22 protein-coding genes are annotated in these 25,878 nt (G+C 69.2%); 16 read left to right on the forward strand and 6 right to left on the reverse strand.

The window, feature by feature from the left end; genetic code table 11:
- The first annotated feature begins 7 nt into the window (after window positions 1–7).
- The 5 genes from ACQY9S_RS17240 (at window position 8) to ACQY9S_RS17260 (ending at window position 5,113) form a co-directional block, all read left to right on the forward strand.
- Window positions 8–1,021, forward strand: coding sequence for a sulfate ABC transporter substrate-binding protein (locus ACQY9S_RS17240; protein WP_428421342.1), 1,014 nt, complete (start codon window positions 8–10; stop codon window positions 1,019–1,021).
- A 173-nt stretch (window positions 1,022–1,194) separates the two neighbouring features.
- The gene (locus ACQY9S_RS17245) at window positions 1,195–2,208 is read left to right on the forward strand and encodes a sulfate ABC transporter substrate-binding protein (protein ID WP_428421343.1); all 1,014 of its coding nucleotides are present in this window, start codon (window positions 1,195–1,197) and stop codon (window positions 2,206–2,208) included.
- A gap of 100 nt (window positions 2,209–2,308) precedes the next feature.
- Window positions 2,309–3,145 (forward strand): sulfate ABC transporter permease subunit CysT, encoded by an 837-nt coding sequence (cysT, locus tag ACQY9S_RS17250; RefSeq protein WP_428421345.1) that lies wholly within the window; start codon window positions 2,309–2,311, stop codon window positions 3,143–3,145.
- 1 nt (window position 3,146) lies between these two features.
- Window positions 3,147–4,058: a sulfate ABC transporter permease subunit CysW gene (gene cysW, locus ACQY9S_RS17255; protein ID WP_428421347.1), complete on the forward strand. Its 912-nt coding sequence runs from the start codon at window positions 3,147–3,149 to the stop codon at window positions 4,056–4,058.
- Complete coding sequence (locus tag ACQY9S_RS17260; RefSeq protein ID WP_428421348.1) at window positions 4,055–5,113, forward strand: sulfate/molybdate ABC transporter ATP-binding protein; 1,059 nt, start codon at window positions 4,055–4,057, stop codon at window positions 5,111–5,113. Before cysW ends, ACQY9S_RS17260 begins: the two co-directional genes overlap by 4 nt.
- A gap of 442 nt (window positions 5,114–5,555) precedes the next feature.
- On the opposite strand, the gene ACQY9S_RS17265 is transcribed toward ACQY9S_RS17260, so the two are convergent.
- Complete coding sequence (locus tag ACQY9S_RS17265; protein ID WP_428421350.1) at window positions 5,556–6,494, reverse strand: CysB family HTH-type transcriptional regulator; 939 nt, start codon at window positions 6,492–6,494, stop codon at window positions 5,556–5,558.
- A 151-nt stretch (window positions 6,495–6,645) separates the two neighbouring features.
- Window positions 6,646–8,718: an ATP-dependent helicase gene (locus ACQY9S_RS17270; RefSeq protein WP_428425796.1), complete on the reverse strand. Its 2,073-nt coding sequence runs from the start codon at window positions 8,716–8,718 to the stop codon at window positions 6,646–6,648.
- A gap of 10 nt (window positions 8,719–8,728) precedes the next feature.
- Here ACQY9S_RS17270 and ACQY9S_RS17275 point away from each other — a divergent pair, with 10 nt between their 5' ends.
- The 3 genes from ACQY9S_RS17275 to ACQY9S_RS17285 all read left to right on the forward strand — a co-directional run bounded on the left by ACQY9S_RS17275 (window position 8,729) and on the right by ACQY9S_RS17285 (window position 11,312).
- On the forward strand, window positions 8,729–9,559 hold the full coding sequence (locus ACQY9S_RS17275; protein WP_428421352.1) for a porin: 831 nt from the start codon (window positions 8,729–8,731) through the stop codon (window positions 9,557–9,559).
- A 115-nt stretch (window positions 9,560–9,674) separates the two neighbouring features.
- The gene (locus tag ACQY9S_RS17280) at window positions 9,675–10,526 is read left to right on the forward strand and encodes a basic amino acid ABC transporter substrate-binding protein (RefSeq protein WP_428421354.1); all 852 of its coding nucleotides are present in this window, start codon (window positions 9,675–9,677) and stop codon (window positions 10,524–10,526) included.
- A 33-nt stretch (window positions 10,527–10,559) separates the two neighbouring features.
- Complete coding sequence (locus tag ACQY9S_RS17285; RefSeq protein ID WP_428421356.1) at window positions 10,560–11,312, forward strand: amino acid ABC transporter permease; 753 nt, start codon at window positions 10,560–10,562, stop codon at window positions 11,310–11,312.
- A gap of 96 nt (window positions 11,313–11,408) precedes the next feature.
- On the opposite strand, the gene priA is transcribed toward ACQY9S_RS17285, so the two are convergent.
- Complete coding sequence (gene priA, locus ACQY9S_RS17290) at window positions 11,409–13,556, reverse strand: replication restart helicase PriA (RefSeq protein ID WP_428421358.1); 2,148 nt, start codon at window positions 13,554–13,556, stop codon at window positions 11,409–11,411.
- A gap of 346 nt (window positions 13,557–13,902) precedes the next feature.
- On the reverse strand, window positions 13,903–15,015 hold the full coding sequence (gene hemE / locus ACQY9S_RS17295; protein WP_428421360.1) for a uroporphyrinogen decarboxylase: 1,113 nt from the start codon (window positions 15,013–15,015) through the stop codon (window positions 13,903–13,905).
- Between the two features lie 36 nt (window positions 15,016–15,051).
- On the opposite strand from hemE, the gene creB reads away from it, so the two are divergent.
- Together creB and creC are read left to right on the forward strand one after the other, a co-directional pair.
- Window positions 15,052–15,819, forward strand: coding sequence for a two-component system response regulator CreB (creB, locus tag ACQY9S_RS17300; protein ID WP_428421361.1), 768 nt, complete (start codon window positions 15,052–15,054; stop codon window positions 15,817–15,819).
- 154 nt (window positions 15,820–15,973) lie between these two features.
- Window positions 15,974–17,470 carry a two-component system sensor histidine kinase CreC gene (gene creC, locus ACQY9S_RS17305; RefSeq protein ID WP_428421363.1) on the forward strand — a complete coding sequence of 499 codons (1,497 nt, stop codon included), beginning with the start codon at window positions 15,974–15,976 and terminating at the stop codon, window positions 17,468–17,470.
- A 29-nt stretch (window positions 17,471–17,499) separates the two neighbouring features.
- On the opposite strand, the gene ACQY9S_RS17310 is transcribed toward creC, so the two are convergent.
- Both ACQY9S_RS17310 and ACQY9S_RS17315 read right to left on the reverse strand, forming a co-directional pair.
- A complete protein-coding gene (locus tag ACQY9S_RS17310; protein WP_428421365.1) occupies window positions 17,500–17,955 on the reverse strand; it encodes a DUF6998 domain-containing protein in 456 nt (151 codons plus the stop codon).
- 83 nt (window positions 17,956–18,038) lie between these two features.
- Window positions 18,039–18,899 carry a hypothetical protein gene (locus ACQY9S_RS17315; protein ID WP_428421367.1) on the reverse strand — a complete coding sequence of 287 codons (861 nt, stop codon included), beginning with the start codon at window positions 18,897–18,899 and terminating at the stop codon, window positions 18,039–18,041.
- A gap of 93 nt (window positions 18,900–18,992) precedes the next feature.
- On the opposite strand from ACQY9S_RS17315, the gene ACQY9S_RS17320 reads away from it, so the two are divergent.
- From ACQY9S_RS17320 to ACQY9S_RS17345, 6 genes are all read left to right on the forward strand, one after another.
- On the forward strand, window positions 18,993–19,637 hold the full coding sequence (locus ACQY9S_RS17320) for a helix-turn-helix transcriptional regulator (RefSeq protein ID WP_428421368.1): 645 nt from the start codon (window positions 18,993–18,995) through the stop codon (window positions 19,635–19,637).
- 173 nt (window positions 19,638–19,810) lie between these two features.
- Window positions 19,811–21,961, forward strand: coding sequence for a VIT and vWA domain-containing protein (locus tag ACQY9S_RS17325; RefSeq protein ID WP_428421370.1), 2,151 nt, complete (start codon window positions 19,811–19,813; stop codon window positions 21,959–21,961).
- 15 nt (window positions 21,962–21,976) lie between these two features.
- On the forward strand, window positions 21,977–22,831 hold the full coding sequence (xrtQ, locus tag ACQY9S_RS17330; RefSeq protein WP_428421372.1) for an exosortase Q: 855 nt from the start codon (window positions 21,977–21,979) through the stop codon (window positions 22,829–22,831).
- The gene (locus tag ACQY9S_RS17335) at window positions 22,815–23,423 is read left to right on the forward strand and encodes a hypothetical protein (RefSeq protein ID WP_428421374.1); all 609 of its coding nucleotides are present in this window, start codon (window positions 22,815–22,817) and stop codon (window positions 23,421–23,423) included. Before xrtQ ends, ACQY9S_RS17335 begins: the two co-directional genes overlap by 17 nt.
- A gap of 215 nt (window positions 23,424–23,638) precedes the next feature.
- Complete coding sequence (locus ACQY9S_RS17340) at window positions 23,639–24,940, forward strand: biosynthetic peptidoglycan transglycosylase (RefSeq protein WP_428421376.1); 1,302 nt, start codon at window positions 23,639–23,641, stop codon at window positions 24,938–24,940.
- Between the two features lie 297 nt (window positions 24,941–25,237).
- Window positions 25,238–25,843: a LemA family protein gene (locus ACQY9S_RS17345; RefSeq protein ID WP_011827746.1), complete on the forward strand. Its 606-nt coding sequence runs from the start codon at window positions 25,238–25,240 to the stop codon at window positions 25,841–25,843.
- The last annotated feature ends 35 nt before the right edge of the window (window positions 25,844–25,878 follow it).

Raw genomic sequence — 25,878 nt, forward strand, 5'->3', positions numbered from 1 at the left:
GACCTTCATGACCCGTTTCGCTTCCGTTCGTGGCGCGCTCGCCGCCTCGATTCTTGTCCTGGCCGCCGGCGCTGCCGCCGCCAAGGACGTGACCCTGCTCAACGTCTCCTACGACCCGACACGCGAGCTCTATGTCGACTACAACGCCGCGTTCGCCAAGTACTGGAAGGCCAAGACCGGCGACAACGTGACCGTCAAGCAATCGCATGGCGGGTCGGGCAAGCAGGCCCGGTCGGTGATCGACGGCATCGACTCCGACGTGGTCACGCTCGCGCTGGCCTACGACATCGACGAGATCGCCGAGAAGGCCAAGCTGCTGCCGCCCGATTGGCAAAAGCGCCTGAAGCACAACAGCGCGCCCTACACCTCGACCTACATTTTCCTGGTGCGCAAGGGCAACCCGAAGGGCATCAAGGACTGGGGCGACCTGGTCAAGCCGGGCGTGTCGGTCATCACCGCCAACCCCAAGACCTCCGGGGGCGCACGCTGGGGCTACCTGGCGGCCTACGGCTGGGCGCTGAAGCAGCCGGGCGGCAACGACGCCAAGGCCACCGAGTTCGTCGCCAGCCTGTTCAAGAACGTGCCGGTGCTCGACTCCGGCGCGCGCGGCTCCACCGTGACCTTCGCCGAGCGCGGCATCGGCGACGTGCTGCTGGCCTGGGAGAACGAGGCCCACCTGTCGCTGAAGGAGTTCGGCGCCGACAAGTTCGACATCGTCTACCCGCCGCTGAGCATCCTGGCCGAGCCGCCGGTGGCGGTGGTCGACAAGGTGGTCGACAAGAAGGGCACGCGCGACGTGGCCCAGGCCTACCTCGAGTACCTCTACACGCCCGAAGGCCAGGAGATCGCCGCGCGCAACTTCTATCGCCCGACCGACGACAAAGTGGCCGCCAGGTACGCGAAGAACTTCCCGAAGCTGAACCTGTTCACCATCGATGCGCTGTTCGGCGGCTGGGCCAAGGCGCAGAAGACACACTTCGCCGACGGCGGGGTGTTCGACCAGATCTATACCAAACGCTGATCGGATCAGGTTCTTCAAGAGAACGGGCGCCCACATCGAGGGCGCCTGTCGGCGTTTGATATCGCCATTTTTCTCATAAGCATCGGACGAAACTGTCGTTCCTGTTTTAAGCCGGCCTCCGTAGCATCCGGTCACTTCGATCCTCCTGCCGGTGTTTCAGCACCCGCCCGACCATGTCCCGCACCCCCTTGCTGCTGCGCCGCGCGCTGATCGCGTCTCCCCTCCTCGTTGCGGCCGGCTGGGCCGCCGCGGCCGGCCCGAGCCTGCTGAACGTCAGCTACGACGTGTCGCGCGAGTTCTACAAGGCCATCAACCCGGCCTTCCAGAAGCAGTGGCAGCAGGCGACCGGCGAGGAGCTGACGATCAACCAGTCGCACGGCGGCTCGAGCAAGCAGGCCCGCGCGGTGATCGACGGTCTCGAAGCCGACGTGGTGACGATGAACCAGTCCAGCGACATCGACGCCATCGCCAGCCTCGGCAAGCTGATCCCCGCGGACTGGGCCAAGCGCCTGCCGAACAACGCCGCGCCGACCACCTCGGTCACGGTGATCCTGGTGCGCAAGGGCAACCCGAAGAAGATCGCCGACTGGACCGATCTCGCGAAACCCGGCGTCAGCGTCGTGATTCCCAACCCCAAGATCACGGGCAACGGCCGCTACAGCTATGTCGCCGCCTGGGGCTCGGCCATCAAGGCCGGCGGCACGCCGGCCCGGGCGCGCGAACTGGTGCAGAAGATCTTCGCCAACGTGCCGGTGTTCGACGGCGGCGGACGGGCCGCGACGACCACCTTCGCCCAGCGCAACATCGGCGACGCGCTGGCGACCTTCGAGTCCGAGGTGAACCTGATCAAGGCCGAGTTCGGCGACAACTTCGACGTCGTCTACCCCACGTCGACGATCCTGGCCGAGAACCCGGTCTCGGTGATCGACAAGGTGGTCGACAGACGAGGCACGCGCAAGCAGGCCGAGGCCTACCTGAAGTTCCTGTGGTCCGACGAAGCGCAGGAGATCGCGGCGAAGCACCAGCTGCGCCCGCGCTCGACCGCGCTGCTGGCCAAGTACGCGAAGGATTTCCCGAAGGTCAACACCTTCACGATCGACGAGATCTTCGGTGGCTGGAGCAAGGCCCAGAAGGAGCATTTCGACGACGGCGGCATCTACGACCAGATCCTCGCGGCGCGCAAATGAGCGCTACGCAGACGCGCGCGGGCCGAGCGCCGGGCCGCCCCAAGCCGGCCCGCATCCCCTCGGGGGATCGACGACCGCACTCGTTCGGCGAGGGGTAGTCATGTTCCTGTCCCGCACCCTGCTGCGGCGGCACAGCGTGCTGCCGGGCTTCGATCTCGCGCTCGGCTTCACGCTGCTCTACCTGAGCCTGATCGTGCTCGTGCCGCTGAGCGCTGCCTTCCTGAAGACCTTCACGCTCACCTGGCCGGCGTTCTGGGACGCCGTCACGTCGCCGCGCGTCGTGGCGTCGTACCGGCTGACCTTCGGCGCGTCGCTGGCCGGTGCGCTGCTCAATGCGGTGTTCGGACTCGTGATCGCCTGGGTGCTGGTGCGCTACGACTTCCCGGCCAAGCGCATCGTCGACGCGCTGGTGGACCTGCCGTTCGCGCTGCCGACGGCGGTGGCCGGCATCGCACTCTCCGCGATCTACGCGCAGAACGGCTGGATCGGCCAGTACCTGCCGTTCAAGGTGAGCTTCACGCCGGTAGGTGTGTTCGTCGCGCTCACCTTCATCGGCCTGCCCTTCGTCGTGCGCACGCTGCAGCCGGTGCTCGAGGACCTGAGCAAGGAAATCGAGGAGGCCGCCGCCACGCTGGGCGCAAGCCGGGCGCAGACCTTTCGCATCGTGATCTTCCCGATCCTGATTCCGGCGCTGCTGACCGGCTTCGCGCTCGCCTTCGCGCGCGCGCTGGGCGAGTACGGCTCGGTGATCTTCATCGCCGGCAACCTGCCCCTGGTCAGCGAGATCACGCCGCTGCTCATCATCACCAAGCTCGAGCAGTACGACTACGCCGGCGCCACCGCGATCGCCGTGGTGATGCTGGTCGCGAGCTTCGTGCTGCTGCTGGGCATCAACCTGCTGCAGGCCTGGTCGCGCCGGCGGCAGGGAGGGAACTGACATGACCGGCGCCACACTGGCCCTCGAGGGCAGGCCCACCGCAGTGGCCATCACGCCGCGCGACCTGCGCAACGCGACGACCGAGGCGCCTTGGGTGCGCCGCACATTGATCGGCATCGCGCTGCTGTTCCTGACCGTGTTCCTGTTCGTGCCGCTGGTGACGGTGTTCGTCGAGGCGCTGAAGAAGGGCTGGGGCGTCTACCTGGCGGCGATCGTCGAGCCCGATGCGCTGTCGGCCATCAAGCTCACGCTGCTCGCGGCGGCCGTGTCGCTGCCGCTGAACCTGGTGTTCGGCGTGGCGGCGGCCTGGTGCATCGCCAAGTTCGACTTCCGCGGCAAGAACGTGCTGCTGACGCTGATCGACCTGCCGTTCTCGGTGAGCCCGGTGATCGCCGGCCTGATCTTCGTGCTGGTGTTCGGCCTGCAGGGCTGGCTGGGCGGCTGGCTGCGCGAGCACGACCTGAGGATCATCTTCGCGCTGCCCGGCATCGTGCTGGCCACCGTGTTCATCACCTTCCCGTTCATCGCGCGCGAGCTGATCCCGCTGATGCAGGCGCAGGGCGTCGAGCAGGAAGAGGCCGCGCGCGTGCTCGGGGCCTCGGGCTGGCAGATCTTCCGGCGCGTCACGCTGCCCAACATCAAGTGGGCGCTGCTGTACGGCGTGATCCTGTGCAATGCGCGGGCGATGGGCGAGTTCGGCGCGGTGTCGGTCGTCTCGGGCCACATTCGCGGCCAGACCAACACGATGCCGCTGCACATCGAGATTCTCTACAACGAATACCAGTTCGCGGCCTCGTTCGCGGTGGCTTCGCTGCTGGCCGGCCTGGCTCTGGTGACGCTGGTGCTGAAGTACGTGGTCGAGCGGCGCGTAAGGAACGAGATCAAGGGCGCGAGCGCGCAGGAGTCCGCATGAGCATTGAAGTCCGTCAGTTGAACAAGCGCTTCGGCAAGACCGTCGTCTGCGACAACGTCTCGATCGACATCCCGTCCGGCGAGCTGGTGGCGCTGCTCGGGCCCTCGGGCTCGGGCAAGACCACGCTGCTGCGCATCATCGCGGGGCTGGAAGTGCCCGACAGCGGCAGCGTGCTGTTCCATGGCGAGGACGCCACCCGCACCGACGTGCGCGAGCGCCAGGTCGGTTTCGTGTTCCAGCACTACGCGCTGTTCGCGCACATGACGATCTTCGAGAACGTGGCCTTCGGCCTGCGCGTGCGGCCCAAGGCCGTCCGGCCGAGCGAGGCCGAGATCAGGAGCAAGGTTACGGCGCTGCTGAAGCTGGTGCAGCTCGACTGGATCGCCGATCGCTTCCCGCACCAGCTGTCGGGGGGGCAGCGCCAGCGCATCGCGCTCGCGCGCGCGCTGGCGGTCGAGCCGAAGGTGCTGCTGCTCGACGAGCCCTTTGGCGCGCTCGACGCCAAGGTGCGCAAGGAACTGCGCCGCTGGCTGCGCCGCCTGCACGACGAGGTGCACGTGACCAGCGTGTTCGTCACGCACGACCAGGAAGAGGCGATGGAAGTCGCCGACCGCATCGTCGTGATGAACCAGGGCCGGGTCGAGCAGGACGGCCCGCCCGACGAGGTGTACGACCACCCGGCCTCGCCCTTCGTGCTGCAGTTCCTCGGCGACGTGAACCTGTTCCACGGCCGCTTCGGCGCGGGCCGGGGCGATGCCAAGGGTGGCGGCGAGGTCAGCTATGTGCGGCCGCATGAGCTGGCGATCCTGGCCGCGCCGACCGAAGGCTCGCTGCCGGTGACGCTGTCGCAGGCGCTGACCGTCGGCCCGAACACGCGCGTCGAATTCAAGCGCCTCGACGACGGCAGCTACATCGACGTCGAGTTGCCGCGTTCGGAGTTCCATGCGCTGCGCGAACGTTTCCCGCTCGACCCGGGTGCCACGGTGCATCTGCTGCCGCGTCGGGTGACGCGCTTCGCGCAGGAAACGGCGGCCGATCCGGCGGCGATGATCTGATCGGGCCGCACCGGGGCTCGCGCCCTCGGTGGTGCGTCAAAGACTGCTCATACGGACTCGCATTCAAACCCGTCAAATCGGCCGGCGACCTCGGGTCGTTGCAGCCGTTCGTGTGCGGGGGGTGGTGGCTGAGGTTTGAAGCGGCCACCGGCCGGCTGCCTGCAGGTACCGCGCGGCGCTGACGAGGACGCCGGGCGAGCGACTCCGCTCATGTCCCCCGGTGCCGGCCCCAGGGCCGACCCCTCCTCCTTTACTTCGCTGCGCCGCTCACCCGACGCCCTCGCCAGCACTCACCATCGCCGCCTGCGCAGGCCGTCAAACCGCGACCCGGCGCAGCGCCCCCGCTGACGTTTGACGGTCAGCTTTCCGGACAAAGACACCGAACTCCGCAACCAGCCCTGACCCAAGCTTCAATCCGATGCGCTTGAATGCAATGCCCGCGTCACAGCTCGTCGATCTTCCCACCGTCGAGCGCGCGCTGCACCACCTTGCGCGTGAGCGTCGGTGCGAAGCTCTCGATGAAGTCGTAGACGTAGGCGCGCAGGTAGCTGCCGCGCTTGAGCGCGAGGCGCGTCATGTTGACGGCGAACAGGTGGCGTGCATCGAGCGCGCGCAGGTGGCGGTCGCGCTCCTCGTCGTAGGCGATCGAGGCGACGATGCCGACCCCCAGGCCCAGCTCCACGTAGGTCTTGATCACGTCGGCGTCCATCGCGGTCAGCGCCAGCGTCGGCGTCAGGCCCTCGCGCGAGAAGGCCTCGTCGATGTGGGAGCGGCCGGTGTAGCCGGCGTCGTAGGTGATCAGCGGGTGCTCGGCCAGACGCCGCAGCGTCAGCGGCTCGCCGTCGAGCAGCGGATGCCCGGGCGGCAGCAGCACCGCGTGCGTCCAGCGGTAGCAGGGCAGCGCCACCAGGTCCGGGTACTGGGCCAGGGCCTCGGTGGCGATGCCGATGTCGGCCTCGCCGTCGAGCAGCATCTGCGCCACCTGCTTCGGTGAGCCCTGGTGCAACTGCAGCTGCACGCCCGGGTGGCTGCTGCGGAAGTCGCGCACCGCCGGCGGCAGCGCGTAGCGCGCCTGCGAGTGCGTGGCCGCGATCGACAGCGGGCCATGGTCCTGCTGGGCGTAGTCGGCGCCGGCGCGTCTCAGGTTCTCGGCGTCGTGCAGCAGCCGCTCGACGATCGGCAGCACGGCCTCGCCCGGCGCGGTGAGGCCGGTGAGGCGCTTGCCGGCGCGCACGAAGATGTCGACACCGAGTTCGTCTTCGAGCTCGCGGATCTGCCGGCTCACGCCGGGCTGCGAGGTATGCAATGCCTGGGCCACTTCGGTCAGGTTGAAGCCGAGCCGCACGGCCTCGCGCACCGAACGCAATTGCTGGAAGTTCATCGGTCGGTGGCTGCAGAGGAGGTGCGAGGACGGGACCGGCAATTCTCCCTGCGCCGGCTCGCCGAGGGAACGATGCTTTGGTTGTTTGCATGAGCGCCGGGGGCATAAGGCGGGCCGGGACACGCACCCGCTCAGCCGGGGCTCCGTTCCTTCAGTCCGGCGCCGGGGCGAGCGTCGCAGTGCGTGCGGCGAGCGTGGCGCGCAGCGCCTTGAGCTTCTCGCGCGGGTCTTCCCTGGCCTTGCCTTCGTCGAGCTTCATCTCGGCGATGAAGCGGCTCGGGACACCGGCCACGGTCTCGCGGCCGCGCTTGCGGCGCTTGAGCCAGCTCACCGCCAGCGTGCTGCGCGCGCGGGTGATGCCCACGTACATCAGGCGCCGCTCTTCCTCGAGCCGCTGCGCCAGCGACTCGGCGGCCAGTGAGTCGTCGTCGGTCCTGAAGGGCAGCAGGCCTTCGTTGACGCCGGCCAGCACCACGTGCGGCCACTCCAGGCCCTTGGCGGCGTGCAGCGTCGAGAGCGTCAGCACGTTCTGGTCGTTGCCGCGCTCGGCCAGGCTGATGATCACCGCGATGGTCTGCGCCACTTCCAGCACGCTCTTGCGCGCGGTCTCGAACGTGCCGGCCTCCTGCGTGATCTCGCCGCCGCAGCGCTTGGCGATCCAGTCGACGAAGTCGAGCACATTGGACCAGCGGGCGGCGGCGAGCTTCTCGCTGTCCTCGCCATCGTGCAGGTGCTGCTCGTAGCCGATGTCCTTCAGCCAGCCCATCAGCAGCGCGCGCGCGTCCTCGGCGCCGGAGGTCTGGCGGGCGCGGTACTCGAGATCGCTGACGCAGCGGCCGAATTCGTGCAGCGAACCGACCGCCTTGGCGTTCAGTACCGTGCCCAGCGACTCGGCGAACAGCGCCTCGTAGAGCGACACCTTCCATTGGCCCGCGAACTCGCCCAGGCTCGCCAGCGTCTGGTGGCCGATGCCGCGCTTGGGCGTGGTCACGGCGCGCAGGAAAGCCGGGTCGTCGTCCTGGTTCACCAGCAGGCGCAGCCAGGCGCACAGGTCCTTGATCTCGGCGCGCTCGAAGTAACTCTGGCCGCCGGACACCTTGTACGGGATTTGTGCCTTGCGCAGCGCCTGTTCGAACACGCGCGCCTGGTGGTTTGCGCGGTAGAGGATGGCGAAGTCCTTCCACTCCACGCCTTGGCCTCCAACCGCGCCCTGAGCGGTGCCCCCCTGGGTGCGCAGCGCCTGGATCTGGGTCACCGCACGCTCCGCTTCGTGCTCCTCGCTGTCGCTCTCCACCACGCGCACCGGCTCGCCGTCGCCGTATTCGCTCCAGAGCTTCTTGTCGAAGATCTTCGGGTTGGCCGCGATCACGTGGTTCGCCGCGCGCAGGATGTTGCCGGTGGAGCGGTAGTTCTGTTCGAGCGCAATCACCTGCAGCGCCGGGTAGTCCTGCGGCAGGCGCTTGAGGTTGTCGATCGTCGCGCCGCGCCAGCCGTAGATCGACTGGTCGTCGTCCCCGACGGCGGTGAACATCGCCGGCCGATCGCGGCCACCCTGCCCGTCCCCGACCAGCAGCTTCAGCAACTCGTACTGCTGGGCGTTGGTGTCCTGGTACTCGTCGACCAGCACGTGGCGCAGCGTGTCCTGCCATTTCGCGCGCACCTCGTCGTGCCGTTGCAGCAGCGCGACCGGCAGGCCGATCAGGTCGTCGAAGTCGACCGCCTGGTAGGCCGAGAGCCGCTCCTGGTAGCGCGCCATCACGCGCGCGGCCTGCACTTCGTCGGGGTTCTTCGCCTCGGCCTCGGCCTGCGCGGGCGTCAGGCCCTGGTTCTTCCACAGGCTGATCGTCCACTGCCAGCGCCGCGCGGTCTTGGCGTCGGTGGTGCCGCCGGCGTCGCGCAGGATGCCCAGCACGTCGTCGCTGTCGAGGATCGAGAAGCTGGGCTTGAGGCCGAGCGCCGCACCGTCCGCGCGCAGCAGCCGCACGCCCAGTGCATGGAAGGTGCTGATCACCAGCCCCTTGGCCGCGCGCGCGCCGACGAGCGCCTTCGCGCGCTCGCGCATCTCGGCCGCGGCCTTGTTGGTGAAGGTGATGGCGGCGATCTGCGACGGCGCCAGCCCGGCCTGCAGCAGGCGTGCGATCTTGTGCGTGATCACGCGCGTCTTGCCCGAGCCGGCGCCGGCCAGCACCAGGCAGGGACCGGCCAGGTGATGGACCGCCTGCATCTGGGCAGCGTTGAGCGAGGCGGGCGCGGACAAGGCAGACGAGGAAGACAAAACCGGGGTGGCAAGGGGGCGCGCGATGATAGCCAAGCGGTCATGCCCGACGCCGCGCCGCATGTCCTGGGATACTGCCGCCCCGATGCAAGCGATCCTTTCGGTCACGGTGCCGTTCTTCGCGCTCGTGCTGTGCGGCTACCTCGCGGCGCGCACGCGCGCGATGCCGGAGGCGGCGATCCCCGGCCTGAATGCCTTCGTGCTGTTCTTCGCACTGCCCTGCATGCTGTTCCGCTTCGGTGCGGCGACGCCGATCGGCAACCTGTTGAACCCGACGATGCTGGCGGTGTATGCCGCAGCCGGTCTGTGCATCGTGGCGCTGACGATTCTGCTCACGCACGGTGCACGCGTGCACCTGAAGGATGCGGCCTTCGGTGCCCTGGTCGCCGCTTTCCCGAACACCGGCTTCATGGGCATGCCGATGATGACCGCCTTGTTCGGCGCCGCCGCGGCCGGCCCGATGATGGTCACGTTGCTGGTGGGCTTGGCCTATGAGAACGACAAGGCGCCTGCGCTGAACCTTGGTAAGCGTGACTCGGTGACCGCAACCGCCCAGTACACCCTTGGTGCCAGCGAGTTCCACGTGTCCGTCGGCTACGCTGGCAAGTGGGACAACGTGCCCGATTCGGATGCCATCCAGTACACGCTCGGCTACAACTACAACCTGTCCAAGCGCACCAAGGTGTACGCGTTCTATTACTCGATCGACAACAACAAGTTTGCCTACGGTCCTGGTTTGGCTGACCAGACCTTCTCGTCGATCGGCCTCGGCATCCGCCACAACTTCTGAGTCTCGCGACCCAGTTTGAAAAGCGGCCTGCGGGCCGCTTTTTTGCATCAAGCACGGCGACAATCGATCACGGACGATCCGTCGCCACCGACCCGGAACCCACGAGGACAACCGCATGAAGTTCACGACCCGCCAGTTTCTGAAAACCGCCGGCCTGCTCGGTGTCGGCCTGTTGCTCGCCGCCTGTGGCAAGAAGGAAGAGCCGGCCCCCGTTGCCGTGCCCGCCTCGGCGCCGACCCCGGTCGCCTCCGCACCGGCTCCCGCCAAGGTCTACGTGGTCGGCACCGATGCCGCCTACGCGCCGTTCGAATTCCAGAACGAGAAGGGCGAGATCGTCGGCTTCAGCATCGACCTGCTGCAGGCCGTGGCGGCCAAGGGCGGCTTCGAGGTCAAGTTCGTCAACACGCCGTGGGAAGGCATCTTCAACGCGCTGCAACAGGGCGACCGCGACCTGCTGATCTCGTCGATCACGATCACCGACGAGCGCAAGCAGACGATGGACTTCTCCACGCCCTACTTCGACGCCTACCAGCTGATCGCAGTGAAGGCCACCTCCAAGGTCGCGAAGTTCGACGACCTGAAGAAGCTCAAGGTCGGCGTGCAGACCGGCACCACCGGCGACGAGGTCGTCACCAAGCTGCAGGGCAAGAACAGCGCCAACGTCAAGCGCTTCGAGTCCACGCCGCTGGCGCTGAAGGAGCTCGAGGCCGGTGGCGTCGATGCCGTCGTGGCCGACAACGGCGTGATCATCAACTACGTCACCAACAACTCGGCCGCCAACTTCAAGACCGTCAGCGACAGCGCCTTCGCACCCGAGCAGTACGGCATCGCCGTGAAGAAGGGCAACGCCGAACTGCTGGAGAAGGTGAACAAGGGCATCGCGGCGATCAAGGCCGACGGCAGTTACGAGCAGGTCTACGCCAAGACCTTCGGTGCAGCCGCTCCCGCGGCGGCGGCTTCCAAGTAAGCGGCAGCCTCATCAGGACCTCGAGGATCTCCCATGGACTTTCGCTGGGAGATCCTGGCCGGCTACGGACCGCTGTTCCTGGCCGGCATCCTGATGACGATCAAGCTGACGATCGTCGCGATCGTCGCCGGCCTCGCGCTCGGGCTGGTGCTCGGCCTGATCAGCAGCACGCGTTATGCGCCCCGGCCGAGGTCGCCGCTGGCGGCGGCGCTGCTGAAGCCCGCGCAGTGGCTGACCATCGCCTACGTCACCTTCTTCCGCGGCACGCCGCTGTTCGTGCAGATCCTGCTGGTGCACTTCGCGCTGATGCCGGCGCTCATCCATCCGGACAACGGCCTGCTGCTCGCCGGCGAGGCCGCACGTGATTTTCGCCAGAACTACGGCGCCTTCTTCTCCGGTGCGCTGGCGCTCACGCTGAACGCCGGCGCCTACATCTCCGAGATCTTCCGCGCCGGCATCCAGAGCATCCACGGCGGGCAGACGCAGGCGGCCTACAGCCTGGGCCTGACGCACGCGCAGAGCATGCGCCACGTGATCCTGCCGCAGGCGGTGCGGCGCATGGTGCCGCCGCTGGTCAACGAGGCGGTCACGCTGATCAAGGATTCGTCGCTGGTGTCCGCCATCGGCCTGGCCGAGCTGGCGCTGGCGGCGCGCACCGTGGCCGGCGCGTACTCGCGCTACTGGGAGCCCTACCTCGCGATCTCGGCCGTCTACCTGCTGCTCACCTGGCTGCTGTCGACGCTGGCCAAGCGGCTCGAATCGCCCGAGCATCTGCGCGGGCGGTGAAGCGGCCGGGCGCTGCGCCAGCCACGCCCCTACACGAGCGGCCACAGCGAGCCGAACGACGCAGCGTGATTTGACGGGCTCGGATGCGAGCCGGCCTCAGATCGCCAGCGGGTCCACGTCCACCGCCCAGCGCAACAGGCCCTTGTGTTCGGGCCGCCGGGCCTGCAGCAGGCCGGTCCACGACGCGAGAAAGCGCTGCAGCGCCGGCCGCGAGGCCGACTCGACCAGCATCTGCGCCCGCTCCACGTCGGCCACGCGCTGCACCGTCAGCGGCACCGGCGGGTAGAGCGCGATCTGCTGCTGCGCGGCGAGCGCGCCGGCCTCCTCGCTCACGGCCTGCAGCCAGGCCTGCGCCACCGCCTGGCTGCGCGCGTCGGCCCGCAGCAGCGCCAGGTGGGAGTACGGCGGCAGGCCGGCGGAGCGGCGCTCGGCGAGCTGGGCCTGCGCGAAGGCGGCGTAGTCGTGCGACCGCAGCGCCGCATACAGCGCATGCTGCGGATGCCAGGTCTGCACCCACATCTCGGCGCGCGCAGCCTGCCGGGCGTCGCGGCCGGCGCGCCCGGCCGCCTGCAGCAGCAGGGCGAACAGGCGTTCCGGCGCGCGGAAGTCGCTGCTGAACAGCGCCGCGTCGGGGTTGATCGCCGCGACCAGCGTCATGTGCCGGAAGTCATGGCCCTTGGCGATCATCTGCGTGCCGACCAGCACGTCCACCTCGCCGGCATGCACGCGCGCCAGTTCGGCCTCGAGCGCGCCGCTGCGCCGCGTGGTGTCGGCGTCGATGCGGGCGATCCGGGCGCCGGGCAGGGCCTGTGCGAGTTGCTCCTCGAGCCGTTCGGTGCCGCGGCCCAGCGGCTGGATGTCGGCGTTGCCGCAGTCCGGGCAGGCGCGGGGCACGCGTTCGCTGAGGCCGCAGTGGTGGCAGCGCAGCGTGCGGTCGAGCTTGTGGAACACGCGCCAGGCGCTGCAGTGCGGGCAGGCGCTCTTCCAGCCGCACTCGGTGCAATGCAGCACGGGCGCGTAGCCACGGCGGTTGAGCAGCACCAGGCTCTGCTCGCCGCGTTCGAGCCGCTCGCCGAGCGCACCCAGCAGCGCGGGCGAGAGCGGGCTGGCGCGCAGCACTTCCTTGGGCAGCCGGCCCATGTCGACCAGCCGCAGCGCCGGCAGCGCGCCGCCGCCGATGCGCGCGGCCATCGTCAGCCGGCGGTAGCGGCCGGCGCCGCCGTCCGCCGCCGGCAGCGCGTTGTGCCAGCTTTCCAGCGAGGGCGTTGCCGAGCCCAGCAGCACCGGCACCTGCTCGATGCGCCCGCGCACCACCGCCAGGTCGCGCGCCGAGTAGCGCGCGCCCTCCTGCTGCTTGTAGGAAGGGTCGTGCTCCTCGTCGACGATCAGCAGGCCCAGCCGCGGCAGCGGCGCGAACACCGCCAGCCGCGTGCCGAGCACCAGGTCGGCTTCGCCGAGCAGCACCATCAGCCAGTGCTTCAGGCGGCGTGCCGGCGTCAGGCCGCTGTGCAGCGACACCACGCGCCGGCCCGGAAAGCGCTCCATGAAGCGCGCCTCCAGTTGCGGTGTCAGGTTGATCTCGGGCACCAGCACCAGGGCCTGGCGGCCGGCCTCGACGACGCGCTGCGCCTCGCGCAGGTAGACCTCGGTCTTGCCGCTGCCGGTGCTGCCGTGCAGCAGCGTCACGCCCGGCGCGTCGGTGGCGGCGCTCAGCGTCTGCAGCACCAGCGCCTGTTCGGCGCTGGGCTCCGGCAACGGGGCGCTTTCGCCGCTGGGCGGCACGAGCCGGGCGTGCAGGCGCTTGAGCCGCCGGCCCAGCTGGGCGCTGCTCAGATGGCGCAGCTCGGGCGGCAGCACCGCGAGCGCGACCTCGCCCGGGCTGCGCTGGTAGTAGCTGGCGGCAAAGGCAACCAGTTCCCGCCAGGCGGCCGGCAGCGGCGGCAGCACGTCCAGCACCGCGGCCACCTCGCGCAGGACCACGCCCTCGGGCAGGGTGCCGGCAGCGTCCGCGGCGGCGTCCCAGACCACGCCCAGCACTTCGCGGCGCCCCAAGGGCACCCTCAGCAAGCTGCCTGGAGCGAGCGGGCGCTCGCTCAGATAGTCGAGCGCTGCCTGCAGGCCGCTGTGCGCCGGCGTGTCGACGACCACCGGCACCCGCGTCGGCGCGATCGTGCTGGCGCTGAGCTCGATGGCGGGAACGGCTGTCGACGCAACCGAGGCCCTGGATGGAGTCGACTTGCCCAAGGAATCTCAAACTCTTATCAAGGAAAGCGGCCAAGCTGTTGATTCAGCAGGGGTTTTGGAGCTATCCACCTGGCCTGTGGAAAACTTTGTGGGAAACCTGCGCACATGCACGCTAACTGCTTGATAGCACAGGCCGTCGCTTGCGCTGACGCTTTCGAAGGCAGAAAAATGTCTTTATATGAATCAATGACTTAGCGCACGCACCGTTCGAAAGACTGCTGCGCTGCAACAGCCTCATCGCGGTGCAGGGCTTGACACGCTTCTGGGGATAAGTCGGGCCTCCCGGGCATCGTTCGCGGGTAAACCCGGCTTGCCGGCAGCGGCAGGCGACACCTGGAAACCTGGCTCAGACCCCGGCCTCGCGTTGCTGCCGCGAATGCGCGTGCACGGCATCGACCAGCACGCTCACGCTCTCGGGCGGCGTGTGCTGGCTGATGCCGTGCCCGAGGTTGAAGACGTGCCCCGCGCCTGCGGCCGGCGGACCGAAGCTCTCCAGCGTGCGCGCCACCTCGGCGCGGATCTGCTCGGGTTCGGCGAACAGCACGTTCGGGTCCAGGTTGCCCTGCAGCGCCACGCGGTCGCCGACGCGCGCGCGTGCCGCGCCGAGGTTCACCGTCCAGTCCAGGCCCACCACGTCGCAGCCACTGGCCGCAATGGCCTCCAGCCACAGCCCGCCGCCCTTGGTGAACACGATCTGCGGCACGCGAAAACCGTCGTGCTCCTTCTTCAGCCGGCGCAGCACGCGCTCGGTGTAGGCCAGGCTGAAGCGCTGGAAGGCGCCGTCGGCCAGCACGCCACCCCAGCTGTCGAAGATCATCACCGCCTGCGCGCCGGCCTCGATCTGCGCATTGAGATAAGCGGCCACCGCATCGGCGTTGACTTCGAGGATGCGGTGCATCAGGTCGGGCCGCCGGTACAGCAGGGTCTTGACCAGCCGGTAGTCGTCGCTGCCCGCGCCTTCGACCATGTAGCAGGCCAGCGTCCACGGGCTGCCCGAGAAGCCGATCAGCGGCACGCGGCCCGGCACGCCGCCCGGCGCCAGCGCGCGCCGGATCGACGCCACGGCATCGAACACGTAGCGCAGCTTGGCCATGTCGGGCACCTGCAGCTTGGCCACGTCGGCCTCGTCGCGCAGCGGGTGCGCGAAGCGCGGGCCCTCGCCCTGCGCGAAGCTCAGGCCCAGGCCCATCGCGTCGGGCACGGTCAGGATGTCGCTGAACAGGATGGCCGCGTCGAGCGGGTAGCGGTCCAGCGGCTGCAGCGTCACCTCGGTGGCGTACTGCGGGTTGGTGGCCAGGCCCATGAAGCTGCCGGCCTTGGCGCGCGTGTCGCGGTACTCGCTCAGGTAGCGGCCGGCCTGGCGCATCAGCCACACCGGCGTCGCGTCGGTCGGCAGGCGCAGGCAGGCGCGCAGGAAGCGGTCGTTGGCCAGCGGCGGCAAGGAGGGGGCGGCAGTCATCGGGCGATTATCGCGGCCCTATCATCGGCGCCGACCATGGCCCGCGCGCAGATCCTGATCGTCGAAGACGAACCCGGCATCGCCGACACGCTGAGCTACGCCCTGCGCACCGAAGGCTTCGAGCCGCTGTGGTGCGCCACCGGCGAGGCGGCCTTGCAGCACCTGCCGCCGCAGGCGCCGGCCCCGGCGCTGGTGATCCTGGACGTGGGCCTGCCCGACCTGAACGGCTTCGAGCTCTTCAAGCGCATCCGCGAGCGCGCGGCGGATCTGCCCGTGGTGTTTCTCACCGCGCGCAGCGACGAGATCGACCGCGTGGTGGGCCTCGAACTCGGCGCCGACGACTACGTGGCCAAGCCCTTCTCGCCGCGCGAGCTGGTGGCGCGCGTGCGCACCGTGCTGCGCCGGACGGCGCGCGCCGCCGCGGCATCACCGCCGCCGTTGCTGCTCACCACGGCCGCCGCGGTCCCGCCGACATCGGCCCCCGCCGTGCCTTCGCCGATCGAGGTCGACGACGGCCGCCGCCGCATCCGCTACTACGGCCGGCCGCTGGAGCTGTCGCGCTACGAGTACGGCCTGCTGAAGACCCTGGCCGAGCGGCCGGGCCACGTCTACACCCGCGACGTGCTGCTCGAGAGGGTGTGGGACGACCCCGGCGACAGCTTCGACCGCACCGTGGACGCCCACGTGAAGACGCTGCGCGCCAAGCTCAAGGCGGTGGCGCCCACGCTGGAGCCCATCCGCACGCACCGCGGCAGCGGCTACGCGCTGGCCGAAGACCTGCCGGCTTCATTGCCTGCCGCGTGATGAGCCGGCGCCGGGCCGCCCCCAAGCCGGCGAGCGCCCCCGTGGGGGGGCAGGCCCGCAGGGCCGTGGGGGCCCAAATGAGCCGGCGCCGGGCCGCTCCCAAGCCGGCGAGCGCCCCCCTGGGGGGCAGGCCCGCAGGGCCGTGGGGGCCCCATTGACCAAGCGCAACCGCATCTTCATCGGCATCCTGCTCGCCTATGCGCTGGGCGTGGTGCTGCTGCTGTGGCGGCTGGTGGGCGACATCGACCCGCGCTACCGCGAGTCGGCCGAGGAATCGCTGGTGGAAACGGCGCACCTGATGGCGAGCTGGATCGAGTCGCGCTCCAGCGAGGAGGGCCTCGCGATCGACGCGCTGCGCCCGGTGTTCCGCGCGCTCTACGCGCGCGAGTTCAAGGCCGACATCTTCGGTTTCGAGAAGACCCGCGTCGAACTGCGCGCGACGGTGGTCGACCGCGAGGGGCGCGTGCTGTTCGATTCCATGGGCCGGTACGAGGGGGCCGACCACTCGCAGTGGCGCGACGTGCGGCTGGCGCTGGCCGGCGAGTACGGCGCCCGCACCTCGGCCGACGTGGACGGCGACCCGCACACCTCGGTGATGTACGTGGCCGCGCCCATCGTCATCGGCGGCGAGATCGTGGGCGCCGTGTCGGTGGGCAAGCCGGTGCAGAGCTTCGGCCAGTTCGTGGAGAAGGCGCGCCGCCGCACGCTGCTGGTGGGCGCCACCTCGGTGGCCGCGGTGCTGCTGCTGGTGTTGATCGTCTCGGTGTGGCTGGTGCGGCCCTTCGGGCTGGTGAGCGACCTGTGGCGCTACGTGCGCACGCAGCGCAGCCTGAGCCTGCGGCGGCTGGGCCGCCGCACCCTGGGCGCGCTGGGCGCCGCCTTCGACGAGATGCGCGACGCGCTGGCCGGCCGCAACTACGTGGCCGACTACGTGCAGACGCTCACGCACGAGCTGAAGAGCCCGCTGTCGGCCATCCGCGGCGCGGCCGAACTGCTGAACGACGAGCCCGCGATGCCCGAGGCCGACCGCCAGCGCTTCCTGGGCAACATCCAGCGCGAGACGCTGCGCATCCAGGAGCTGGTGGACCGCATGATGGAGCTGGCCGCGCTGGAATCACGCCGCCAGATCGAGCACCCCGAGGCCGTGGCCCTGCGCCCCCTGCTGGACGAGCTGGCCGCCAGCGCGCAGCCGGTGGCCGCGGCGCGGCGCATCGAGGTGGTGGTGCTGCCCGTGAGCGGCGATGGCGATGAGACGGAGGCCGTCGTGGAAGGCGACGCGCTGCTGCTGCGCCGTGCCATCGGCAACCTGCTCGACAACGCCATCGACTTCTCACCCACCGGCGGCCGCGTGACGCTGCAACTCGCGACCCACGGCCAACGCGGCGGCAGCGTCGACATCATCGTGCGCGACCAGGGCCCCGGCATCCCCGACTACGCCGACGACAAGGTGTTCGAGCGCTTCTACTCGCTGGCGCGGCCGCACTCGCAGAAGAAGAGCACGGGGCTGGGACTGGCGTTCGTGAAGGAGATTGCGGAGCTGCACCGGGGGCGGGTGAGTCTGCGGAATGCGGGAGGTGGGGTGGGGGCAGTGGCGACGTTGGGGTTGCCTCGGGCAGTCGGGAGTGGCCGGAGCGTGGAGGCCGATACGTAGTGCTTCAAGTGACTCACCGACGCCCTGCATCATCGAATGTTCTGTGCGGCGCACTTGGCAACTATTCGCGCCAGTTCCTCGCCATGTACCAAGTGATCCAGTCGCACGTAGCGATGCAGTCCATTCTTCTTCGCGATCCCCGCCTTTTCTGTTGGACCGCAGTACAGAACGTCGTACTCCGACGTGTAACAGTAGATGAGAACCACCAAGACGTCATCTGCACGAGCCGCAGCGCGGACTTCGGCGAACGCATACTTTCCATAACGGACGATTCGGCTTGAAGACCATCCCTTGACCTGAACGGAGCGGTTGCGACCATCGCGAGTCCAATGTCCATCGATGTGCTGAGCTCCGCGCGCTTGTCGCTCCATCCCGAAGCGTTCCTCGGCAATGATCTCGGCAGCCATCCCGACGACGTTGCTGTCGTAGTCACCGAGGAGTGTTGCCCGACGAACAATGTCAAGCGCTTCAGCAATTCGATCCATATCGCCTCTGAATTGGCTACATCAGTGTCATTGTCAGATGCCGCCCGATGTCAGCGCATCGAATCGACGCCGGCGCCCCAACGTCAAGCATCAAGTGCCTGCGCCCTGCAGTAGGTCGCATGACAGGCCCTCATTGTGTTGTCGTGGATGTCCAGCACCTTGCGCAAGGGTTGCTGGTAACCGCCCGCAAGATTCCAAGCCACGGGGAGTCCTAGGGCACACAGGCCCCGAAACACCGCCTCGTCACGTCGAAACAACTGCTCGGTGGTTAGCCAGCCGCCCAGCGGATCTAGAACATGCGGATCGGCGCCCGCTTGGTACAGGACGAGATCACAGTCTGCGAAGCCAGCGGTGATGCCAGGGATAGCACCCAGGAAGCTCTCTGCCGACTCAGTAGTGCCGAACTCATACACCGGGCTGTAATGGTGCACCCAGGCGCTTGCTCCGAGTTGATTGATGATGTCTTCAGTGCCGTCCCCCCAATGCTGATCGAAGTCGAGGATGCCGATCTTTTGCACCAGACCTTCATGGCGCAGCACAGCGGCAGTCACCATCAGACCATTGAACGTGCAGTACCCGGCTCCCAAACTCCAGTGGGCATGATGAAAACCAGAACACGGCGCAACAGCAACTCGTCGGTTCACGATCGCGGCGCGGCTCGCGGCCAGCATCGCGCCGGTTGTGAAGGGTAAGGACTCGGCCACGGCAGGTATGCGGTTGCGAAAGCCATTATCGACACGACAATTTAAGACGTCCTCGACATAGCTGCGATCGTGGGACATGCAGAACTGATCAACCGTCACCGGATGCGGCTCTGATAACTTGATCATGCCCTCCAACTTCAACCACGAATTAACCACCTCGGCCGGCTTCCCTGCCGACGGTGAAAAACTACATGCATTGGCCACCATACGGCCCGTGAAGAACACCGGAACTTGGTCCATCCTTCGTTACCTCCTTTCATCGGTAGCATGCCTGTGCAGGTGTCTCACGGGATGAGACGCTGACGCCGTAGCATGGTCCGAGGAGACTTCAGCATGAGCCAAGCCGAGCGCATTTCCCGCATCCATTTCTTGCTCAAAGCCAAGGATGTCGTCAGTCTCCGGGAGATGACGGAGACGTTCGAGGTATCGCGCGCCACGCTGATGCGCGACATCGAACTGATGCGGGATCGACTCGGAGCGCCGGTTGTCTACGATGCAACCGCGAAGGGCTACAGGTTGAATCCGAACGCCCGGACGGGTGAACGTGTTGATGTCTTGCCGGGTTTCTGGCTGACTGCCAAGGAAGGCTACGCCTTTCTCACGATGTTCAATGTGCTCAAGGCGATAGACCCTGGTTTTTTGATGTACTTCCTGCTTCCGATTCGATCACTGTTAAAGCGGCTGCTGTCGGCGCAGGAATTCACGACGTGGAGTCTCGACGAGAAAGTCGCGATTGATCTCCCGGAGTTCGCGCCGAGCCATCGCCGAGATCTCCGTCCGCTATTTGAAGCGCTAGTTCGGGGCGAGCAGGTTCGCTTGAGCTGGCAAGTGAATCAAGCGTCATTGCGAGATTTCGTTTGTCATGTGAATCGGTTGACACTGACTCAGCGGGGTTGGATAGCGACCATGACTCCAAGTGATGGCATAGCGATCAACGTGCCGTTGATCGACATCGTCGACTGTCGAGGTACTGATTAGCGACTCAAAGCACTCGTTTAAATGAAGGCTTGGGGCCGGGTGATCGAAAGCCGATCGTGTTCAGGCTTCACGCCAACTTCACACAAGCCACTGCTGTCTTCCTCATCCCTTCTTGCACGCCGCGCATCCTGAACTCGTGCCCACCTCGCGGCACGTCGCCTCAGGAGCCCGCCATGTTCTTCCCCTCCCTGCGTCCGCGCGCCGTCATCCCGCTGCGCCCCCTGTCGCGCGCGGGCCGGCTGTGGGCCGTGGTCCTGGCGCTCGCCTGCCTGGCGAGCCTGCTGCTCGTCGCGCTGCCGGCGCAGGCTGATGACGCCGACGCGCGGCGCGCCGAGAGCCCGTACTTCTTCGTCAAGAGCGACGACCCGAGCGTCGACCGCCTGCCGCTGAAGGCCACCGAGGTCGACGCGCGCATCGCCGGCCCGATCGCCGACGTCACGGTGACCCAGCGCTACCGCAACGAGGGCCAGCGGCCCATCGAGGCGCGCTATGTCTTCCCCGGCTCCACACAGGCCGCGGTGCACGCGATGACGGTGCGCATCGGCCACCGTGTGATCGTCGCCGACATCCGCGAGAAGCAGCGCGCCCGCATCGAGTTCGAGGCCGCCAAGCGCGAAGGCAAGACCGCCGCGCTGCTGGAGCAGGAGCGCCCGAACGTGTTCTCGATGAATGTGGCCAACATCCTGCCGGGCGACGAGGTGGCGGTGGAGCTGCGCTACACCGAGCTGCTGCCGCCCACCGAGGGCCGCTACCAGTTCGTGTTCCCCACCGTGGTGGGCCCGCGTTATCGCTCCCCCGCCAACAAGGCCGCTGCTGTTTCTGCTGCTGCTGCTACTGAAGGAGACAACGGCACAACGGCGCCGTCCGGCAGCTTCCCTGCCGTGCCCTACCTGCCGGCCGGCGAGGCTTCGGATACTCGGTTCGAGCTGCGCGTGGCCTTCGCCTCGCCGCTGCCGGTGAGCGGCCTGCGCTCCAGCTCGCACGAGATCGAGGTGGAAGGCGAAGGCAGCAACGGCGCGCGCGTCGCGCTGGGCGGCGATGCGGAGGCCAGCCGGCACAACGGCAACCGCGACTTCATCCTCGACTACCGCCTCGCCGGCGAAGGCATCGCTTCGGGCCTCACGCTCTTCCCCGGCGCGCCCGGCGAGGAAAACTTCTTCCTCGCGATGGTGGAGCCGCCCCAGGCCATCGCCACCACGCAGATCAACCCGCGCGACTACGTGTTCGTGGTCGACATCTCGGGTTCGATGCACGGCTACCCGCTGGACACCGCCAAGACGCTGCTGCACCACCTGATCGGCGGGCTGCGCCCCAGCGACACCTTCAATGTGCTGCTGTTCTCGGGCAGCAACCGCATGCTCAACGAGACCTCGGTGCCAGCCACGCAGGCCAACATCGAGCAGGCGCTGCGCACCATTGCGCAGATGGGCGGCAGCGGCAGCACGGAGATCGTGCCGGCCTTGAAGCGCGTGGCCGCGCTGCCCAAGGCGCCTGATGTCTCGCGCAGCGTGATCGTGGTGACCGACGGCTACGTCACGGTGGAGAGCGAGGTGTTCCAGCTCATCCGCAAAAACCTCGGCCAGACCAACGTGTTCGCGTTCGGCATCGGCAGCTCGGTCAACCGCCATCTCATCGAAGGCATCGCGCGCGCTGGCCAGGGCGAGCCCTTCATTGTCACCCGGCCGGGGCAGGCCGCCGCGCAGGCCGAGCGCCTGCGCCGCATGATCGACGCGCCGGTGCTCACGCAGGTGAAGGCGCGCTTCGAAGGCCTGGACACCTACGACGTGGAACCCGAGCGCCTGCCCGACGTGCTGGGCGGCCGCCCGGTGCTGGTGTTCGGCAAGTGGCGCGGCGAGCCGCGCGGCCAGCTCGTCGTCGAAGGCCAGGCGGCCAACGGTGCGTGGCAGGCGATGCTGTCGGTCGGCACGCCCGATGCGCAGGCCGTGGCGCTGCGCCACCTGTGGGCGCGCCACCGCATCCAGTCGCTGTCGGACCAGGAGGCGCTGCAGGGCGGCGACACGCAGCGCGAGGCCATCACCGCGCTGGGCCTGCGCTACAGCCTGCTCACGCAGTACACCAGCTTCATCGCGGTGGACCGCGTGGTGCGCAACCCGGCCGGCGGCAGCACGCCGGTGGACCAGCCCTCGCCCCTGCCGCAGGGCGTGAGCAACCTGGCCATCGGCGCCGAGGTGCCCAGCACGCCGGAGCCTTCGGCCTGGATCGCGCTGGGCGTGGTGCTGGTGCTGCTGGGCGCGGCGGCCTGGCACCGCGGCGGCTCGAGCGCCAAGCGCCTGTGGCGCAGGCCGCGGCGCCTGGTGCGTTGAGCGGGGGCCTGCACCATGCATTCGCAACCTTATCGACTGCGTCTCACCGGCGCGCCCGGGCTGGCCGCGCTGCCCGCCGGGGCCTGGCTGGCACTGCAGGCCGCCGCGCTCTGGCCGCACGGACGCTGGGCGGCCGGCCGGCTGCTCGACGGCTCGGACGATCCGCTCGGCCTGGCCGCGCTGGCCATGCTGGGCCTCGTGCTCGTTCGCCTGGCGCCGCGGCTGCGCGCGGCGCCGCGGCCGGGCTGGTTCGCCGCGAGCGCTGTGGTGACGGCAGCGGCGACGATCTCGCTGTGGGCGCTGCCGCCGCTCGCGGCCGCGGTGCTGGCGGTCGCGGCGCTGAGCCTGGCGTTCGCCGCCTGGCGCCCGGATGGCGCGCCGTGGCTGCCGTTCGCCGGCCTGGCGCTGCTGGCGCTGCCGCTGGTGGCGTCGCTGCAGTTCTATGCCGGCTACCCGCTGCGGCTGCTGACGGCGCAGCTCAGCACCTGGGCGCTGCAGCTCGCCGGCCTGGAAGCCGCGCGCAGCGGCGCCGCGATGACGGTGCAGGGCCAGCTGGTGATCGTCGACGCGCCATGCTCCGGCGTGCAACTGGTGTGGCTGGGCTACTTCTGCGCCTGCGCAGCGGCGGCGTGGACCGGGCTGCGCGATGCGGCGCTGCTGCGCCGGCTGCCGGTGGTCGGCCTGCTGGTGCTGGGCGGCAACGTGCTGCGCAACACGCTGCTGGTGGCGCTGGAGGCGCGGTCCCAGGGTCTGGGCGAGGCGGTGCACCAGGCGATCGGCCTGGGGGTCACGGCCGCGGTGTGCGCCGCCGTGCTGGCGTGGACCACGCGTGAACAGGAGAAGGAGCTGCGCCATGCAGACCGTCATTGAGTGCCGGCACGACGAGCCGCTGGCGCGCTGGAGTGCGGCGCTGCGGCGCCGGGCCGCGCCGCTCGGCGGCCTGGTGCGGCTGGGTGCCGCGGCGCTGCTCGCGGCCTGCGCGCTCGCGCCGCTGGCGCGCGATGCGGCGCCGGCCGAAGGCGCGCTGCGCGCCGTCGAATGGCCGCGGCAGTTCGACGGCCGCACGCTGCGCCCGCTGGCGCTGAGCCCGGTGGAGCAGCGCTTCGCCAACGCCTTCCCCGGCGCGATCGGTCGCTTCAGCGACGGCGAGCGGCTGCTGGTGCTGCGCGACGTGCAGCGCCCCACGCGCATGCTGCATCCGGCGGCCGACTGCTACCGCGGCCTCGGCTACACCATCGCCGCCGCGCGCCTGGAGCACGACGCGCAGCAGCGGCTGTGGCGCTGCTTCGAGGCCGAGCGCGGCGCGCAGCGGCTGCGCGTGTGCGAGCGCATCGCCGATGCGGAAGGCCAGGCCTACACCGACACCTCGGCCTGGTTCTGGGCCGCGGCGCTGGGCCGCTCCACCGGGCCCTGGCAGGCGGTGACGACGGTGGCGGTGGTCGACAGTGGAGAGATGCGATGAAGATATTCGGCGGGGCTGGTATGCACTCCGGCCCTCACCCCAACCCTCTCCCGCAAGCGGGCGAGGGAGCCAGTCCGGGCCCCGCTATCCCTGCACGCAGGGAAGGGACGGAGGCTGACGACGACGGCCCTCATCTGCAATCCGGAGAGGGCGTGAGAGTGGGGCCGGGCTCCCTCGCCCCCGTCCGCGGGGGAGAGGGCTGGGGTGAGGGGGTGGTGCGCCGCTGCACCCTCATCACCTTCGCCCTGCTCGCCACGCTGCTCGGCCTGATGACGGCACTCTTCGCCGTGGCCTGCCACGTGCTCGCGCCGCAGCCGGGCGAGTGGTCGCACACGCTGCGCATCGGCCCGCGCGGCTGGCAGTTCGAGCGCCCGGTCAGCGTGCCGGCGCTGTTGCGCGTGGCGACGCATCCGCTCGGGCTGGCGCTGCTCGACGGCCGCAGCACCGACACGCCGCTCGGCCGCTGGACCTGGCAGCGTGTGGCGCCCGACCGCCTGGCCGGCCGCTGTGCGCCGTGCCGTCTGCCGTTCGACGCGCTCGGGCCGCAGCCGCTGGTGCTGCCTCATGCCGAGCTGCAGCTGCAGCGCGTGGCGCAGGAGCGCTACCGCGGCACACTGACGCTCGGCGAGGGCGAGCAGGCGGTGGTGCTGAAGGGCCGCGCCCAGCTCGCGAGCACCGGGCTGGTGATCGACGCCGAACTGGCCGACACCGCACTGGCCGATGTCTACGCGGCCTTCGGCTCCGACGCGATCCCCGAACTGCAACGTGCGCACATCGACGGCCGCGTGGCTGCCAAGCTGAACCTGCGCCTGCCCGAGCGGCGCCTGGCGGTGCAGCCGCGCATCGACGGTTTCGAAGTGAGCGGCCTGGGCACCGAGGCCCTGCTCGATGCCGAGCCGGCGATGGCCTGCACGGCCAACCCACTGCGCCAGACGGCCGGCGATGCGGGCACGCGCGTGATCGGCTGGCTGCCGCGCGCGGTGGTGGCGGCCGAGGACCAGCGCTTCGCCGAGCACGCCGGCTACGACCTGCCGCAACTGCTGGCCGCGTGGTCCGCCAATCAGAAGCAGCCGCCGTTGGCAGCGGGCGGCAGGCGGCCGCAGGGTGCGAGCACGCTGACGCAGCAGCTCGCCAAGCTGGTCTACACCGGCGACCAGCGCTCGGCGGTGCGCAAGCTGCGCGAGCTGCTCTACGCGGTGGAGATGGAGCGCACGCTCGGCAAGGGCCGCATCCTGCAGCTCTACCTGGCGATCGCGCCCTGGGGCGAGGGGGTGTGCGGCGCCGAGGCGGCCGCGCGCCACTACCTGCGCAAGAGCAGCGCGCGGCTCACGCCGCTGGAGGCCGCCTGGCTCGCGAGCCTGCTGCGCGCCGCGCCGGCGCCGGGCGCACCGACGGCCGTCGACACCGAGCGCGTGGGCTGGGTGCTGACCAGCCTGCGTGGCCCGCTGCCGGCGGAGCGCAGGGCCGAGCAGCTGGAGGTGCTGCGCAGCGGCTGGCAGCCGCCGGCACGGCGCTGAACAACTCCCTCTCACCGCGGGAGGGGATAGGGCCGGGGCGAGGGGCCGTCGTGCACCTCGATCCCACCCTCACCCCAGCCCTCTTCCGCCCTGCGGGAGAGGGGGCATCGCGTCGCCCTGCAGCGCCTGCGGGCGGGCCGCGGCCTGCAAGGCGGTGGTCGGATCGAGTGCGAAAGAGGCGTCCACAGTGGTTAGGATGCTAAGCGCCGCTTGAACCCGGCGCAGCCGGCGGCATCTGCATGTCGGTGCCCCGGCTTTTTCGCGCCGCCCCGAGTTCGCCCAGAAAGGACCCACCCCATGCTCCGACGCCTTCTCGCTGCCCTGATGCTGCTCGCCACGCTGGCGCTCGGCGGCTGCGGCTACAACGACTTCCAGCGCCTTGACGAGGCCACCAAGAGCGCCTGGGCCGAGGTGCTGAACCAGTACCAGCGCCGAGCCGACCTGATCCCCAACGTGGTGGCCACCGTCAAGGGCGAGGCCAACTTCGAGCAGGAGACGCTGACCAAGGTGGTCGAGGCGCGCGCCAAGGCCACCAGCATCCAGGCGACGCCGGAGCTGATCAACAACCCCGAGGCCTTCCAGAAGTTCCAGGCCGCGCAGGGCGAGCTGAGCGGCGCGCTGTCGCGGCTGCTGGTGGTGACCGAGAACTACCCGAACCTGAAGGCCAACCAGGGCTTCCAGGACCTGCGGGTGCAGCTCGAGGGCACCGAGAACCGCATCACCGTGGCGCGCAACCGCTACATCAAGGCGGTGCAGGACTACAACGTGCTCGCCCGCAGCTTCCCGAGCAACCTGACCGCGATGGTGTTCGGCTACGCGGCCAAGCCCAACTTCACGGTGCAGAACGAGGCGCAGATCTCGGCGCCGCCGGCGGTGAGTTTCGAGAAGCCGGCGTCGAAGTGAGCGGCACCCGTCCGACCCACCGCGTGCGCTGAGGC

Origin of the sequence: Methylibium sp., from assembly GCF_965279545.1 — a bacterium.
Classification (GTDB): Bacteria; Pseudomonadota; Gammaproteobacteria; order Burkholderiales; family Burkholderiaceae_C; genus Methylibium.